The 15,187-nt window shown below is 61.7% G+C and carries 15 protein-coding genes; 14 read left to right on the forward strand and 1 reads right to left on the reverse strand.

What is annotated here, in order from left to right; all coding sequences use genetic code 11:
- Positions 1-178 precede the first annotated feature (178 nt).
- From ACOOEX_RS06800 to ACOOEX_RS06865, 14 genes are all read left to right on the forward strand, one after another.
- The gene (locus tag ACOOEX_RS06800) at positions 179-1,054 is read left to right on the forward strand and encodes a helix-turn-helix transcriptional regulator (RefSeq protein WP_420397713.1); all 876 of its coding nucleotides are present in this window, start codon (positions 179-181) and stop codon (positions 1,052-1,054) included.
- Positions 1,055-1,237: 183 nt separating this feature from the next.
- Positions 1,238-2,140: a Hint domain-containing protein gene (locus tag ACOOEX_RS06805; RefSeq protein WP_420397714.1), complete on the forward strand. Its 903-nt coding sequence runs from the start codon at positions 1,238-1,240 to the stop codon at positions 2,138-2,140.
- Between the two features lie 64 nt (positions 2,141-2,204).
- Positions 2,205-3,161 carry a Hint domain-containing protein gene (locus ACOOEX_RS06810; RefSeq protein WP_420397715.1) on the forward strand — a complete coding sequence of 319 codons (957 nt, stop codon included), beginning with the start codon at positions 2,205-2,207 and terminating at the stop codon, positions 3,159-3,161.
- 463 nt (positions 3,162-3,624) lie between these two features.
- Positions 3,625-4,140, forward strand: coding sequence for a toxin-activating lysine-acyltransferase (locus ACOOEX_RS06815; RefSeq protein WP_420397716.1), 516 nt, complete (start codon positions 3,625-3,627; stop codon positions 4,138-4,140).
- Between the two features lie 31 nt (positions 4,141-4,171).
- Entirely contained in the window at positions 4,172-5,077 is a 906-nt protein-coding gene (locus ACOOEX_RS06820; protein ID WP_420397717.1) for a Hint domain-containing protein, read from the forward strand.
- Positions 5,078-5,188: 111 nt separating this feature from the next.
- A complete protein-coding gene (locus tag ACOOEX_RS06825; protein ID WP_420397718.1) occupies positions 5,189-6,052 on the forward strand; it encodes a Hint domain-containing protein in 864 nt (287 codons plus the stop codon).
- A 497-nt stretch (positions 6,053-6,549) separates the two neighbouring features.
- Complete coding sequence (locus ACOOEX_RS06830) at positions 6,550-7,116, forward strand: Hint domain-containing protein (protein WP_420398340.1); 567 nt, start codon at positions 6,550-6,552, stop codon at positions 7,114-7,116.
- A 164-nt stretch (positions 7,117-7,280) separates the two neighbouring features.
- Positions 7,281-8,180: a Hint domain-containing protein gene (locus ACOOEX_RS06835; RefSeq protein ID WP_420397719.1), complete on the forward strand. Its 900-nt coding sequence runs from the start codon at positions 7,281-7,283 to the stop codon at positions 8,178-8,180.
- A complete protein-coding gene (locus ACOOEX_RS06840; RefSeq protein ID WP_420397720.1) occupies positions 8,177-9,046 on the forward strand; it encodes an alpha/beta fold hydrolase in 870 nt (289 codons plus the stop codon). The genes ACOOEX_RS06835 and ACOOEX_RS06840 overlap by 4 nt, the downstream gene beginning before the upstream one ends.
- 185 nt (positions 9,047-9,231) lie before the next feature.
- Positions 9,232-9,663 (forward strand): YeeE/YedE family protein, encoded by a 432-nt coding sequence (locus ACOOEX_RS06845; protein ID WP_420397721.1) that lies wholly within the window; start codon positions 9,232-9,234, stop codon positions 9,661-9,663.
- Between the two features lie 4 nt (positions 9,664-9,667).
- Positions 9,668-10,105, forward strand: coding sequence for a DUF6691 family protein (locus tag ACOOEX_RS06850; protein ID WP_420397722.1), 438 nt, complete (start codon positions 9,668-9,670; stop codon positions 10,103-10,105).
- Positions 10,106-10,150: 45 nt separating this feature from the next.
- Positions 10,151-11,035 carry an MBL fold metallo-hydrolase gene (locus ACOOEX_RS06855; protein ID WP_420397723.1) on the forward strand — a complete coding sequence of 295 codons (885 nt, stop codon included), beginning with the start codon at positions 10,151-10,153 and terminating at the stop codon, positions 11,033-11,035.
- A 26-nt stretch (positions 11,036-11,061) separates the two neighbouring features.
- Positions 11,062-12,735 (forward strand): TIGR01244 family sulfur transferase, encoded by a 1,674-nt coding sequence (locus ACOOEX_RS06860; protein ID WP_420397724.1) that lies wholly within the window; start codon positions 11,062-11,064, stop codon positions 12,733-12,735.
- A 107-nt stretch (positions 12,736-12,842) separates the two neighbouring features.
- On the forward strand, positions 12,843-14,582 hold the full coding sequence (locus ACOOEX_RS06865) for a SulP family inorganic anion transporter (protein ID WP_420397725.1): 1,740 nt from the start codon (positions 12,843-12,845) through the stop codon (positions 14,580-14,582).
- Here ACOOEX_RS06865 and ACOOEX_RS06870 read toward each other — a convergent pair whose 3' ends face one another.
- Complete coding sequence (locus ACOOEX_RS06870; RefSeq protein WP_420397726.1) at positions 14,583-15,026, reverse strand: RrF2 family transcriptional regulator; 444 nt, start codon at positions 15,024-15,026, stop codon at positions 14,583-14,585. It abuts the gene before it with no gap.
- Between the last annotated feature and the right edge of the window lie 161 nt (positions 15,027-15,187).

Consider the following 15,187-nt stretch of genomic DNA (forward strand, 5'->3'; position numbering starts at 1 on the left):
CCGGTTCGGCAGGACCCGGGATGCCCCGCGACCACGCCGCCCGGCTGCCAGCGGCAAGGGAGCGACCAGCCACCACATGCACGCTGTCTTGAAGCGCGGCTCGCCCTGTGAGACTCTCCCGTTTTTGACCCCACACGCATTTCAATAGCGCAACGGGCCCAGATCAGATGAGGTCCCTTTGACCCAGAGTTCCGAGTTGAATGCCGCGCCCTGCACGATTCTGCCGCAGGACATTCTTACCTTTGTGACGGCCCTGAATGAGACGAAAACCTCCGAAGAGGCCTGGCGGCTGTTCGTCGATCTGGCGAAGTGCAAGGGGATTACGCTGGTCGACTACGTGATCGCCACCGACTACCAGAACTGGCAGAAGGTTCAGTTCATCCGCACGACGATCGATTCCAGCTGGATCGACTTTGCCAATGCCGACACGCGGGTACGGCGCAAATCAACCTTTCGGCTGCATTCGATCAACCGTCTGGAACCGGTCCTGACCGGATACGAGTATCACGACCTCATGCATAATATGGATGAGGAGCGGGCCTTTCTGCTCAAGCAGACAGCCGAGAAATATGGCGGACGCAGCGGCATTGCGATTCCCATGCGGATGACCGATCCGGGGCAGGCCGCGCATATGATGCTGGCCGCCGATCTGCCGAGGGCGGAGTTCGAGGAACTGATGGCGCAGCACGGGTGGGTGCTGCATGCCTGTGCGCTCTATGCCCATATCCGGCATATGGAACTGTTCAAGACCGAATTCATGGAGCGCAACAAGCTGACCGAAAAACAGCGCGAGATCGTCGAGTCGGTTGGCGCTGGCATGACCGACAAGGAGATATCCGCCCGGCTTGGCGTGTCCATTTCAACGGTGCGCCAGAGGATCAGCGCCCTGCAGAACAAGACCGGCTGTCGTAACCGTGCCGACCTTGCCGCGCTGGCGATGCGGATCGGCCTCGTGCCCGATCCGATGACCCGTGCCCACCAGAATGAGCTGACCGTGTTCCTGAGCACCGGGGACAATCAGCAGGGCACGGAATATGCAAGAAATGACACATAATATCCGACACATAAGAAAAGCCACGTTTGGTCTGCTTTCTGCCTGCGGTAGCACATTGCCAGCGCATGGGGGCAGGTGTCCGCGCTGACGGTTCTGGTTATCGAGTGCCTGCCCTTCCATTTCATTAATCACGACTGCCGCCCGCATGCGGAGGGTCGTTTTTTCAAGGGCAGTAAGCACGCCATGGCGACTTTTGACGTACCGACCAACACCATCGTCACGATTTACGACGCGACCGGGAACCTGGTTGGCGAAGGCCCGATCAGCAGTATTGGAGCTTTCACGGTCACTGACGGAAATCCCGCGTCGGACAATACGTTCACCACCAGCGAGTCCCTGACCTACCAAAGCGGGGCCACCACTCTGCCCGCCAGCTTTGACGGGAACCTGCCGTTTTCCGGTCAGACCTACCCGGTCTTCAGCACGCAGAATTTCACCTATGTCATAGGGGCCACAGTCAGCAGCAGCTACCCGAACACGTCGAGCTTTTTACTGACGACGAGCCCTTTCACCGTCTGTTTCGCGGAAGGCACATTGATCTCGACCCCCCTGGGGGAGAGGGCGGTGGAAAGCCTGGGCATCGGCGACCATGTGCGCTGTGCCGATGGGCGCGAGGTTCCCGTAAAATGGATCGGACGCCAGACCGTCTCCACCCGCTTCGGCCCTGCTGAACGGCTGATGCCAGTGCGCTTTGCTGCCGGGTCTTTGGGTGACGGCCTGCCACATACCGACCTGACCGTTACTGCTGATCACGGGATGCTGGTGGATTGTGTCATCTGCCACGCGGGGGCGCTGGTGAATGGGACCACGATCACGCGGGTGCCTTTGGCCGAAATGGGGGAGGGCTACACGGTCTACCACGTTGAGACCGAGGTGCACGAAATCATCCTCGCCAATGGCGCCCCTTCCGAGACGTTCATCGACAATGTCAGCCGCCGCGCCTTCGACAACTACGCCGAGTTCGACGCGCTCTACGGCGACGTGCCGGAGATGGAAGAACTGCCCTACGCCCGCGCGATGAGCGCCCGTCAGGTGCCAGTTGAGATCCAAAGCGCCCTTGGGCTGCGTGCTCGCCACCTTGGCTAACGTCCACTGATCATAACCGTGCCTGCGCAGGCCGGTTTTTTCCCGATTGCAGGAGTAAACCCTCATGCCCGATATCATCTACCAAACCGGCGGTTGGCTGGCCATTCAGGCCAGCGATGTCACGGTTACCGGCCCGAACATTGTCAACAATCTGGGCGATCCCGGAACCCAGCTGAACTGGAGCAATTCCTTCCCTCAGGGGGGCACCTTGTCGGTGACGGACACGGATGGGGATGGGCAGCTGGTCGCCGGTTTGGATACCGTCTCCGCCAATGGATTTTCCTTCTCCGGCTATACGGTCAGCGCGAACGGTCTGGAGTTCCCCATTTTCACCAATGCCACCAACTCGTTCTTCTATATTGCCGTCGATGACGTTTCGGCCTTCAATAATGCCGTGGGGGCAAGCGGGACGTCGAATGTCTATCAGAACCCCGAAAACAGTCCGAACCTCTACCTGTGCTTCGCGGAAGGGACGGCCATTGCAAGCCCGAACGGGGAGGTCGCAGTAGAGAGTTTGGCAATCGGCGACAGGGTGCTGACCGCAGAGGGCCGCAGCGTTGCCGTCAAATGGATCGGGCGGCAAACGGTGATGACCCTCTTCGGTCCCGCCGAGCGGTCGATGCCGGTGCGCTTTGCTGCCGGGTCTTTGGGCGATGGTTTGCCCCATAACGATCTGACAGTGACCGCCGATCACGGGATGCTGGTGGATGACGTGATCTGCCACGCGGGTGCTTTGGTGAACGGCACGACGATCACACGGGTGCCTTTGGCCGAAATGGGCGAGAGCTACACCGTCTACCACATCGAAACCGAGGCGCATGAGATCATCCTCGCCAACGGCGCTCCAGCGGAAACCTTCATCGACAATGTCAGCCGCCGGGCCTTCGACAATTTCGCGGAGTTCGAGACGCTCTACGGCGACGTACCCGAGATGGAGGAACTGCCTTACCCCCGCGCGATGAGCGCCCGGCAGGTGCCCCTGAGGCTGCGTGCGAAGTTCGGCCTGGTGGGAGCCGCCTGAGCGTGACCGTCTCGTGTGCGAACAGGCATATCTCGGAGCAGCTGATGGTCGATCAGGGGACATCTGCCGCGAACGGTAGGGCGAAATCCCGGGTGCCCGTCCGGTTGCCGGCAAAAAACGCCGGATGTCTTGCCCTGCTTCGTGGTTTGTCGTGGTCAATGCAGGCACCCCGGCCAGGATGCTATCCAGGCCATCAACCGGGCGTTGGTTCGGGATGGGCGAAGGATACGATGGCGATAGTGAATAGACCCGGTGCATCCTCAACGTCAGGCCTTGAGGCCAGCCGCATATTCTATCCCCCCCTGCGCCGAGGCCCGTCAGAGGCTGTCGCCGATGCCTGTCCTCCGTTCCCTCGCCAGAGCCGGACCGCTTTCATCGGCGCGGCCCGGGGGAACCCGTCAAGCCAGACCTGTCCACTCGTGGCAGACGGTCGGATCCGCACCGGCATGGGGGCCTGGCAGCCATGAGGCCACGAGTACTGCAATCAGGCGGTGAGTTCCCGGCCAAGGAACAGATCTACGGATTGGGAGAACTCATGTTCCTGTACATGCGGGCTCCGATCTACCAGGCCGCGAGCGTCGCGCAGTTGCGCAGCGTTCTGCAACCGGCCATCGACACCGGGAATTTTGCCGTCATGCGGCAGGACCATGTTCCCCGAGGGGTGATTACCTTTGCTCTGGTCGACACTGAAGCCGAACAGAAGCTGATCAGCGGCACGCTTCTGACATCGGAGGAATGGACCTCCGGCGACCGTGTCTGGCTATTGGACCTCGTGGCACCCTACGGGCATGGAAGTGCGGCGCGGCTGATGCGGTTCTGGCACGACTCCTTGCCCAAGGACGCCACCCATTACCAAGCGCAACGCTACGGCAAATCCCGCGATGCGGTGCGCCGTTTCACTGGCCGCCGCCTGCCAAATGGCCGGTGGGGCGCGCGGGTCTGGAAGGACCCATACACCCTGCCGGAAGAGTACCGGTAACTCCTTTTCATCAGTCAATGGAGCTGCCCTGATGTCGACGCTTACAGCACCTGAAACGCCTCCCACCGGATTTGATTCCCTCAATCCTAACAACGCGGGCGGCGACAAGGATCTTGGTTCCGGCAATGCCTATACCTTTACCTTCAACCTTGGCAGCACGTCTGGCGGATCCCCTTACTACGACGATGGCCCTTACACAGTCACCGACCAAGGGTTTACCGGGTCAGATCCGGTGTTTATCGACGCCAATGCCGGGACATTCACCTATACCATTTCGCTCAGTGACTGGGTCTCGGGCGGGTCGCCGTCAACGATCCGTCTCCTGTTCGAGGACGACAGCGGACTCGGTGGGTTTTTCGATCTCAACCTGACCTGCTTTGCGGCGGGGACGATGATTGCCACGCCGGATGGAGAAACCGCGGTCGAGACGGTGCAGATCGGCGACCTTGTGTCGACCGGAACCGGCGCTGCTGTAGCGGTCAAATGGATCGGGCGGCAAACCGTGATGACCCTCTTCGGTCCCGCCGAGCGGTTGATGCCGGTGCGCTTTGCTGCCGGGTCTTTGGGCGATGGTTTGCCCCATAACGATCTGATAGTGACCGCCGATCACGGGATGCTGGTGGATGACGTGATCTGCCACGCGGGGGCTTTGGTGAACGGCACGACGATCACACGGGTGCCTTTGGCCGAAATGGGCGAGAGCTACACCGTCTACCACATCGAAACCGAGGCGCATGAGATCATCCTCGCCAACGGCGCTCCTGCGGAAACGTTTATCGACAATGTCAGCCGCCGGGCCTTCGACAATTTCGCGGAGTTCGAGACGCTCTACGGCGACGTACCCGAGATGGAGGAACTGCCTTACCCCCGCGCGATGAGCGCCCGGCAGGTGCCGGTGCGGATCGTGGCCCGTCTTGGTTACCGTCTTGCCGGGTGACACACCGTCCGGCCAACAGGCGGAGCGCCGCGTATATGCTGCGGCACCGTCGGGGGCCGGGCGATCTGCGGGATCAGATGACAAATCTGCTTGCTTGAGGAGCAACCTGACATGACGGACTTCACATATATCTCATCCGCCGCCTATGACTCTTCCGGCAACCTGCTGAACGTCAACGGTACGGGCGGCACACTTCAGGATCTCGACAATGACGACACCTTTGCCGTGAACGATATCATGGTGGGGGGCGTCTCGACCTATGAAGGGACGGTCGTCATGGGTGGTTTCACCATGCCGGTTGTTTTCGTCACCCTGTTCGGCGCCAACCAGTATCTTGTCTACAACCCCGGTCCCGCGGCCGTGACCTACGACACTGTCCTGCCATCACTCACGCTTCAGCCCTACGCTTTCTGTTTTGCGGCTGATACCCCCATCAGGACAGAGACGGGCGAGGTCGCGGTCGCGGCGCTGACGATCGGGGATCGCCTGGTCACGGCGGACGGGGGCTCTGCCCGCGTCAAGTGGATCGGACGTCAGACGATCTTTCCGCTGTTTCAGCCGGGTCCGGCCTCGCAACTGGTGCGGATCAGCGCCGGTGCGCTCGGCGCGGACCAGTCCCACACGGATCTGACCGTGACCGCCGATCACGGGATGCTGGTGGAGGGCGTCATCTGCCAAGCGGGGGCGCTGCTCAACGGCGCCACGATCATCCCCGTGCCCCGGTCGGAGTTCTCGGCGGGTATCACCGTCTACCATATCGAAACGGACACGCACGAGATCATCCTTGCCAATGGGGCCCAGGCCGAGACCTTCATCGACAATGCCTCGCGCCGCGGCTTCGACAATTTCGCCGAGTTCGAGGCGCTCTATGGCGATGTGCCGGAGATGACGGAACTGCCCTATCCCCGTGCCATGTCCGCAAGGCAGGTGCCAAGGTGGATAAGGGCGGGACTGAATGGACAGGCTGTGGCTTGAAGGTTTGGTACGACGACCCATCCCGAGGCCATGATCCGGCAGCGTAGATTGACTTGCTGCAAGCCATGCCGATATCTCGTTGTTGCTTGTCAGCCCTGCCCTGCAAGTGCTATTCATCGAAATTAATTGATTGATTGCACTAGGCAGGGAGTATTGAGATGCCAACCGCCCACACGGTTTCTGTCTGGCAGGGGGCTCCAACAAATTCAGTTCTGAACGGTCTATCTGACGGGGATGACCTGATTGCTACCAGCCTCACCCTATCGGACGTCGATGACAACGGCAGTCTTGCAAGTGGTGATACCGTTGGCGGAGAAGCCATCACCTACATCGAAGTTATTGACTTAAACCTCGGTGTGAACGGGGCGACACAAGTCCTGGCCGTCCAGACGCCGTCTGCGATCTACCTTATCCCGCTTGATGGAACCGTCCCAACGGACGAGGTTTTTGTAGATGTGAATACTTATACAGGCACAACGTCGGCATCGATTGCGCTGATGTGTTTTCTGGAAGGAAGCCTTATCGCCACTGAGACCGGGGCCAGACGCGTAGAACATCTTTCGATAGGAGAGGCCGTGGCCACGGCTGACGGACGTTATGTTCCCATCACCTGGATTGGCCGCCAGACCGTCTTTACTCGCTTCGGACCCGCAGAACGGCTGATGCCGGTGCGGTTCGCCGCCGGGTCTCTGGGGGATGGCTTGCCGCATACCGATCTGATGGTCACGGCGGATCACGGAATGTTGGTGGATGGGGTGATCTGCCATGCGGGCGCGCTGGTGAATGGTGGCACGATCACGCGAGTTCCGCTCTCTGAGATGGGCGAGAGCTACACCGTCTATCACATCGAAACCGAGGCGCATGAGATCATCCTCGCCAACGGTGCCCCCGCCGAGACCTTCATCGACAACGTGAGCCGCCGGGTGTTCGACAACTTTGCCGAGTTCGAAGCGCTTTACGGTGACGTGCCCGAGATGGAGGAACTGCCTTACCCCCGAGCGATGTCGGCACGTCAGGTTCCTGGAATTGTTCGCCAGAGGCTACAGACCAATCAGGTGGCCTAAGCTCGTCCCCCACTGAATGCATCATTCCCAAAGGGCCATTGAGGAGATGCCATAGAGCCCCACCGAACGTCTTGACTTTGTGATGCTCCTCGCCATGCTCGCCTTCAAGCCGCCCAGATGTAGGGTCGGCCATAATTAGGTTGAAGGTGTAACAGGATAGCATCATGGCAGACTTTTCTTTCTCACATATCGGTCAATACGCGGCATCAGGCGGCCTCATTCTTGATATTCCCCTTGGCGGCACGCTGGGTGACAGCGCGGGCGGCAACACATTCGACACGGGCGATACCAACATGGTCGACGGGCTGTTCCTCGGGCAGCCGGGCGATGCCTATGTCGGCACCTGGTCGGATGGCACCAACACGTTCATTGTCTGTCTCGACGCGTCTTCAGGCGACCACTACATGTACGGGCCAGCCGCGCCCATCGGCGGGTTCCCCGCAACCTTCGCTGCAATGCAAGCTGACTCCGGGTGGTCCACTGGGCCGGTTACCGTGCAATGCTTCGCTGCCGGAACCAAGATCGACGGGCCGAGCGGAGCTGTCGCTGTTGAGCGGCTGGAGATCGGAGATCTGATCACAACGGCAGCGGGCACAGTATGCCGTGTCAAATGGATCGGTCACCAGACCGTCATGGCCCGCTTTGGCCCTGCGGAGCGGCTGCGGCTTGTACGCTTTGCTGCCGGATCTCTGGGCGAGGGCCTGCCGCATACCGACCTGACCGTCACCGCAGATCATGGGATGCTTGTGGATGGCGTCATCTGCCATGCCGGAGCGTTGGTGAATGGCGAGACCATTACCCGGGTGCCTCTGTCCGAGTTGGGCGAGACTTACACGGTCTACCATATCGAAACCGAAGAGCACGAAATCATCCTTGCGAACGGCGCTCCGACTGAAACCTTTATCGACAATGTCTCCCGCCGGGTTTTCGACAACTACGCGGAATTTGAGGCGCTCTATGGCGAGGTGCCCGAGATGGAGGAACTGCCTTACCCCCGTGCGATGTCGGCGCGGCAGGTTCCGAAGCTTGTTCTCGATCGCCTCGCGTCCCAGCAAGTGGCGTGACCGCGACAGAACGCGCATGGGACATTGACGGGCTGCGCCTGACCGGGCTGGAGTGGGGCCCGGAGGACGGGGTGCCCGTTCTGGCGCTGCATGGCTGGATGGACCATGCGGGCAGTTTCCAGGTGCTGGCGCCGCGACTGACCGGCTGCCGCGTGGTGGCGCTCGATCTCAGCGGGCAGGGCCTCAGTGACCATCGCGCCGCGCATGCGACTTACAACATCTGGGATGACCTGCCGCAGATCGCGGCTTTGCTGGATCGGCTGGCCTGGGAAGAATGCGTGCTGCTCGGCCATTCGCGGGGGGCCAATATCGCGGCGCTCTTCGCGGCGGCGCAGCCAGCACGGGTGCGGGCATTGGTGTCGCTGGACTCGCTGGTGCCGGAACCGGTCGAAGATGGCGTGGTGTCCACGCTGACGGCCTTTGTCGAGGGCACGCGGAAACAGCTGGCGCGCGCCCCGAGGATTTTTCCGACCCGAGAGGACTACATCGCGCGGCGTGTGGCACAGGGCAATTCCCGGCACGTGTCGGAGCTTTTGGCCGACCGGGCGCTGGAACCCGTGCCGGGCGGGGTGCGCATGCGCGGGGATGCGCGGCTTTTTGCGAGTTCTGTCGTGAAACTGAGCCGCCGGGACATCGAGGACGTGTTGAGTGCGATTCAATGCCCCGTTCTGAACATCTGGGCCAGCGATGGCATCCGCGCCCGGCACGCGGTGGTGGAGGACCTCGTGCAGCGTGCGGGTCGCGTGATCGCCGACTACACCTGCATGACCATCGCGGGCGACCACCACTTCCACCTCGATGCGACCGCGGCGGCAGACATCGCGGATGCGGTTCAGGAGTTTGTTGTGCAAGATTTCACAGTTTGATCCGAGATTCGCGAAGGTTAGTGCGCCAGAGCCTTTGGTGACTTCGTCACTGAAGCAGGGCAATCTGTGCTGTAGACAGACGACAAGCTTCACAGATGAAGTTTGTAGGAAACAGCCACAAGGGCCTGCAAAACAAGGGACGGATGCGCGATTCGTCCCCGCAGGTTCGAAGGAGACAGGACGATATGGAAACCGAATTCACACCTTTGGCGAGCACCATCGGCGGGGTTCTCATCGGCACCGCTTCGGTGCTTTTGATGCTGACCCTTGGCCGGATCATGGGCGCGACCGGCATTCTGGCCGGGTTCTTCAGCCCCGCCTCGCGCGAGGATTTCTACTGGCGCGCGGCCATTCTTGCCGGGATGGTCACTGGCCCGCTGGTTTACCTTGTGCTGATGGGCGAGATGCCTGCGGTCGAGGTGCCCATTTCGACACCCATGCTGCTGATCGGCGGGTTCATCGTCGGGATCGGCGTGACCTACGGGTCGGGCTGCACATCGGGGCACGGGGTTTGCGGAATGGCGCGGCTGTCGCCCCGGTCGATCTCGGCCGTGGCCACGTTCATGGTCTTCACTGGCCTCACCGTCTTTGTCATTCGTCACGTGATCGGAGCCTGAGCCAATGCGGATTATCGTAGCTTATCTCATCGGCATCGTCTTCGGCCTCGGCATCTCGATCTCGGGCATGGCCAACCCCGCCAAGGTGCTGAATTTCTTCGACGTCGCGGGAACCTGGGACCCGAGCCTGATCTTCGTGATGGGCGGGGCCGTGGTGGTGACATTCCTGGGCTACCGCTTCGTGCTGAAACGGCCCATGCCGATCTTTGACCGGCAGTTCCTGCTGCCCGGCTCCAACGTCATCGACCTCAAACTGCTCGGCGGGTCGGCCGTCTTCGGCATCGGCTGGGGCATTGCCGGGTTCTGCCCCGGTGGCGCGCTGCCAGCGCTCGGGACCGGCCGGACCGAGGTCGTTCTCTTCACCATTGCCCTTGTCGCGGGGATCTTCGCGGCGCGGGCCCTCATGCACTTCCGCCGTCCGACGGCGCCCACGCAGGCCTGATGCCTGCCGAAACCTGAACAAACCGAATACCTGGAGGATACCCAAATGTCGACCTACCCCGTTGATATGTCTGTCAAACCCGAAGTCGAGGCGTTCTTCGACCCGGCCACCAACACGATCAGCTATATCGTCAAGGACCCGAGCTCGAACTCCTGTGCCATTGTCGATTCCGTCATGGATATCGACTATGCCGCCGGCCGCATCACCTATGAACATGCCGATGAGTTGATCGCCTATGTTCAGAAGAACGACCTCAAGCTGGAATGGATCATCGAGACCCACGTCCATGCCGATCACCTGTCCGCCGCGCCCTATATCCAGCAGAAGCTGGGGGGCAAGATCGGCGTGGGCGACAAGATCATGGTCGTGCAGGACACGTTCGGCAAAGTCTTCAATGAAGGCACCGAGTTCCAGCGGGACGGCAGCCAGTTCGACAAGCTTTTCGTCGAGGGCGACACCTACACCATTGGCAACATGCAGGCCTTTGCCATGTACACGCCCGGCCACACCCCGGCCTGCATGGTCCATGTGATGGGCGATGCCGCCTTCGTGGGCGACACCCTGTTCATGCCCGATGGCGGCTCGGCCCGTGCCGACTTCCCCGGTGGCGATGCGGGCACGCTTTATGACTCGATTCAGAAGGTGCTGACGCTGCCCGACGATATGCGCCTGTTCATGTGCCACGATTACGGCCCCAATGGCCGCGACATCGCCTGGGAAACCACCGTGGGCGAGGAAAAGGCGCATAACATCCATGTGGGTGGTGGCAAGACGAAGGAAGAATTCGTCAAGTTCCGCACCGAGCGTGACGCACAGCTTGACATGCCCAAGCTAATCATCCCCTCCTTGCAGGTGAACATGCGCGCAGGCGAGGTGCCGACCGACAAGGACGGCAACCCGATGCTCAAGGTGCCGGTCAACGCGCTGTAGTCGGTGCGGCCAGGAAGGACAGACCCATGGAAATCAAAACCATCAATGCCTCGATCTCGGTCAGCCCGCAGGTCTCGGCGGAAGACATGCGCCGCATCGCGGATCAGGGCTTCCGGTCGGTGATCTGCAACCGGCCGGACGGTGAAGGCGCCGACCAGCCTAACCATGACGAGATCGAGGCGGCGGCCAAGGCCGCGGGTCTCGAATTCCGCTACCTGCCGGTGGTCTCGGGCCGGGTGACGGACGAAGATGCCGAGGCGTTTGGCCAGGCGATGGAGGAGCTGCCACGCCCCGTCTTCGCCTATTGCCGCACCGGTACGCGCTGCGCGACGCTCTGGTCGCTCAGCCATGCCGACACGCTGCCGGTGGCCGACATTCTCGCTTCGACCAAGGCGGCGGGCTATGACATGGCGGGCGTCGTACGGCGCATCGTCAATGGCGGCAAGACGCCCACGGATCGGGCCGATGCCAGTTTCGACGTTGTGATCGTGGGTGGCGGGGCTGCCGGTATCTCGACCGCGTCGTCACTGAAGGCGCGCAAGCCGGGGCTGGAGATCGCCATTATCGACCCCGCCGATATCCACTACTACCAGCCCGGCTGGACCATGGTGGGGGGCGGCATCTTCGAGGCCGCTGATACCGCCAAGACCATGGGCAGCCTGATCCCCAAGGGCGTGCACTGGATCAAATCCGCCGTCGCGGCGTTCGAGCCGAAGGATAACGCGGTCATCCTAGATGGCTGTCGCGTGGTGGGCTACAAGCGGCTTGTCGTGTGTCCGGGCATTAAGCTCGACTGGCACAAGGTCGAGGGGCTTGTGGACACGCTTGGCAAGAACGGCGTGACCTCGAATTACCGCTATGACCTCGCGCCTTACACGTGGGAGCTGGTGCAGGGCCTGAAGGAAGGCCGGGCGCTGTTCACGCAGCCGCCGATGCCAATCAAATGCGCAGGCGCCCCGCAAAAGGCGCTGTACCTGTCCGGTGACCACTGGTTCCGCAATGGAACGCTTAAGGATATCGACATCCAGTTCATGAATGCGGGCGGGGTGCTCTTTGGCGTCAAGGACTATGTCCCGGCGCTTGAGAAATACATCGAGAAATACAATGCCGACCTGAACTTCTTCCACAATCTGGTGGCGGTGGATGGCGAGGCGAAGAAAGCCACCTTCAAGGTTGCCAAGCCCGACACCGATCCGACCGAGGTGACGGTCGAGTTCGACATGATGCATGTCTGCCCGCCGCAGACCGCGCCCGATTTCATCCGTGTGTCGCCGCTGGCCGATGCCGCCGGATGGGTCGATGTCGATCAGGCCACCCTGCGTCACAAAACCTATGAGAATATCTGGTCGCTCGGTGACGTGATGAACGCCCCCAATGCCAAGACGGCAGCGGCGGCGCGCATGCAGGCCCCCATCGTGGCGCAGAACCTGGCCGATGACATCGACGGGCGTTCGCCCACCTCGATGTATAACGGCTACGGCTCCTGCCCGCTGACGGTGGAACGCGGCAAGATCGTGCTGGCCGAGTTTGGCTATGGCGGGGCGCTGCTGCCGTCCTTCCCCAAATGGCTGATCGACGGCACGAAGCCCTCGAGCCTGTCCTGGTTCTTGAAGGAAAAACTGCTGCCACCCGTCTACTGGAAGGCCATGCTGCGTGGCCGTGAATGGATGGTGAAACCCGAGAAGGTCAGCGCCAGCTGATCCTCCCGATCTTTTGACCCTCGTGCCCCTACCCGGGCGCGGGGGCCTTTCGGACCCGCCGGGCTGACGCCTGCGCGGCTCTGCTGACTATTTCCGAAAGGTGCGCAATGCTCGCCCGATATCTGCCCATTCTCGACTGGGGCCGGAGCTACAACAAACAGGCCCTGTCGAATGACCTTATCGCCGCCGTGATCGTCACGATCATGCTGATCCCGCAATCGCTGGCCTATGCGCTGCTCGCTGGCCTGCCGCCCGAGATGGGGCTTTACGCCTCGATCGCGCCGATCATCCTATATGCCATCTTTGGCACCTCTCGGGCATTGGCCGTGGGGCCGGTTGCCGTGGTATCGCTGATGACAGCGGCGTCCATTGGCCAGATCGCCGAGGCCGGGACGGCGGGCTACGTCATTGCGGCGCTGACGCTCGCGGGGCTGTCAGGGGCAATGCTGCTGGCCATGGGGGTGTTCAAGCTCGGGTTCCTGGCGAATTTCCTGTCGCATCCGGTGATTGCCGGCTTCATCACCGCCTCTGGCGTGATCATCGCGGCAAGCCAACTCAAGCACATTCTCGGTGTCTCGGCGGGCGGTCATAACCTGCTGGAGCTGGTGGAATCTCTCTGGCATCACCTGCCGGAGACGAACCTTTACACGCTGGTCATTGGCGTCACGGCCACGGCGTTCCTCTTCTGGGTGCGCAAGGGGCTGAAACCCGCGCTGCGCAAACTGGGCCTGTCGCCGGCGCTGGCCGATGTGGCTGCCAAGGCGGGACCGGTGGCGGCGGTCGTGGTGACGACGCTGGTTGTCTGGCTTTTCGACCTGAACGGGCAGGGGGTGGCCATCGTGGGTGAGGTGCCGCAGAGCCTGCCGCCTCTGACAATGCCCTCCTTCGACCTTGACCTGATCCGCGCGCTGGCGGTGCCCGCGCTGCTGATCTCGGTCATCGGCTTTGTGGAGTCGATCTCGGTCGCACAGACGCTGGCGGCCAAGAAGCGCCAGCGCATTGACCCGGATCAGGAACTGATCGGGCTCGGTGCCGCCAATATCGGCGCGGCCTTCACCGGCGGCTTCCCGGTGACCGGCGGGTTTTCCCGTTCCGTCGTGAACTATGACGCAGGCGCCGAAACGCCCGCTGCCGGGGCCTATACCGCCGTCGGTCTGGCGATTGCGGCCCTCGCCCTGACGCCGCTGATCTTCTTCCTGCCGAAGGCGACGCTGGCGGCCACGATCATCGTGGCGGTGCTGTCCCTTGTCGATTTCTCGATCCTGAAAAAGACCTGGGGCTATTCGAAGGCCGATTTCACCGCCGTTGCCGCGACGATCCTTCTGACGCTGGCCATGGGCGTGGAGGTCGGCGTGTCGGCGGGCGTTCTGCTGTCCATCGCGCTCTATCTCTACAAGACCTCGCGCCCGCATATCGCCGAGGTCGGGCTGATGCAGGACGGGTCCGAGCATTTCCGCAACATCAAGCGCTACGAGGTGCTGACCAACCCCGCGATGGTGACGCTGCGGGTGGATGAAAGCCTCTATTTCGCCAATGCCCGCTATCTGGAGGACTATATCCTTGACCGGGTGGTCGGGGCCGAGGGGGTCAAGCATGTCGTCCTGATGTTCTCTGCCGTGAACGAGGTCGACATGTCGGCGTTGGAATCGCTGGAGGCGATCAACCACCGGCTGGCCTCCATGGGCATCGCGCTGCACCTGTCCGAGGTGAAAGGGCCGGTCATGGACCGCCTGAAGCGCGCGCATTTCCTGGAGGAGCTGACCGGCAAGGTCTTCCTGTCGCAATATGCGGCGATGTCGGAACTGGGGCCGGTGGTCGGGAAGACCGCCCCGAACGCGGCGGAGTGATCAGCAGACGGGTTCGAGCGACAGCAGCCGTTCGAGCCCGGCATTGTTGCAGGTCAGGTCGTTCAGCGTGACGTCGTCTAGCGTGGCGTAGAACGCCTCCAGCGCCGTATCGAGCGAGTTGCGCAGTTTGCAGACCGGGGCAATGGGGCAATGGTTGTCGCGGGCAGAGAAGCATTCGGCAAAGGGGGTGTTGGCCTCGAACGTGCGAAAGACCCGCCCGACGCTGATCTCCTCAGGCGGCAGGCGCAGGCGGATGCCGCCGTTGCGGCCGCGGATCGTCTCGATGAACCCGGTCTGGGCCAGTTTGTTGATGACGACGCCCAGATGCGCCTCGGACGCGCCGGTGGCTTCGGCGATCTCGGCCTTGCGGACGATCTTTCCGGGATTCACCGCGCAGGTCATCAATGCACGCATGGCGATATTGGTTCTGACGGTCAGGCGCATCTGCAATAGTCCTTTTGATGCGCGGACCATAGGCAAACCCGCGAAACGCACCTTGATCCAGATCAGAGTGCGCAAAACCTGCGGTTGTTAAACATGAAGGTAAGATTCGTGTTTGACGCGGATCGGCGCAGGGCTCCTCTCCCGGCCCGGGCGCGTTATTC

Source organism: Nioella sp. (assembly GCF_965215655.1).
In the GTDB taxonomy this organism is placed as follows: domain Bacteria; phylum Pseudomonadota; class Alphaproteobacteria; order Rhodobacterales; family Rhodobacteraceae; genus Nioella.